Source organism: Flavobacterium coralii, from assembly GCF_019891545.1.
Classification (GTDB): domain Bacteria; phylum Bacteroidota; class Bacteroidia; order Flavobacteriales; family Flavobacteriaceae; genus Flavobacterium; species Flavobacterium coralii.
Genome location: NZ_JAHDIU010000024.1, coordinates 1 through 1,155, shown reverse-complemented (window position 1 = coordinate 1,155; position 1,155 = coordinate 1). Strand labels below are relative to the sequence as shown.

The 1,155-nt window shown below is 50.0% G+C and carries 1 rRNA gene; it reads left to right on the top strand.

The features are described 5' to 3' along the window. Positions 1-28: 28 nt before the first annotated feature. Positions 29-1,155, top strand: a 23S ribosomal RNA gene (locus KJK34_RS15490); the annotation flags it as partial.

Genomic DNA, 1,155 nt, shown 5'->3' with positions numbered 1-1,155 from the left:
GTTTAGTTACGCTAGTGTGTGTGACGTCGGTGTGAAAGTCGACGACGTTTCCGACCCGTCTTGAAACACGGATTGCGGAGTGCTTGTCTACTGCGAGTCAAAGGGTGTTAAAACCTTGCGGCGAAATGAAAGTAAAGGTCAGTCTCGAATTGGCCGACGTGGGATCTGTGTTCTTCGGAGTGCAGCGCACCACGGCCCTGTGCGTGTCACTTGTGACTGTGCAGAGGTTGAGCAGTTGGCAAACGACCCGAAAGATGGTGAACTATGCCTGAGCAGGATGAAGCCAGAGGAAACTCTGGTGGAAGTCCGTATCGRTTCTGACGTGCAAATCGATCGWYARAYTTGGGTATAGGGGCGAAAGACTAATCGAACCATCTAGTAGCTGGTTCCTKCCGAAGTTTCCCTCAGGATAGCTGGATCTCAGGCAGTTATATTCGGTAAAGCTAATGATTAGAGGCCTTGGGGACGTAATGTCCTCAACCTATTCTCAAACTTTCAATGGATATGAAGTTGCAGTTTCTTTAGTGAACTGTCAACGTGAATGCGAGGTCCAAGTGGGCCATTTTTGGTAAGCAGAACTGGCGCTGTGGGATGAACCAAACGTGGAGTTAAGGTGCCTAACTTCTCGCTCATGAGACCCCATAAAAGGTGTTGGTTGATATTGACAGCAGGACGGTGGCCATGGAAGTCGGTATCCGCTAAGGAGTGTGTAACAACTCACCTGCCGAATCAACTAGCCCTGAAAATGGATGGCGCTTAAGCGAGAGACCTATACTCCGCCGTTGCGACATGTGCGTTGTCTAGCGCCAGGTCGTAACGAGTAGGAAGGTCGTGGCGGTTGCGTTGAAGGCTATGAGCGTAGGCTCGGCTGGAGCTTCCGTCAGTGCAGATCGTAATGGTAGTAGCAAATATTCAAGTTCGATCCTTGAAGACTGAAGTGGAGAAGGGTTCCACGTGAACAGTAGTTGGATGTGGGTCAGTCGATCCTAAGGTACTGGCGAACGCCTTGTATCATCGGTGGCGAAAAGCTTGCTTTTAGTCCCCGCTTGTCGAAAGGGAATAGGGTTAATATTCCCTAACTGAGATGCAAAGATTGTGTTCTTCGGAGCACAAGCGCGGTAACGCATTCGAACTTGGTTAGTCGCTCAAAGACCC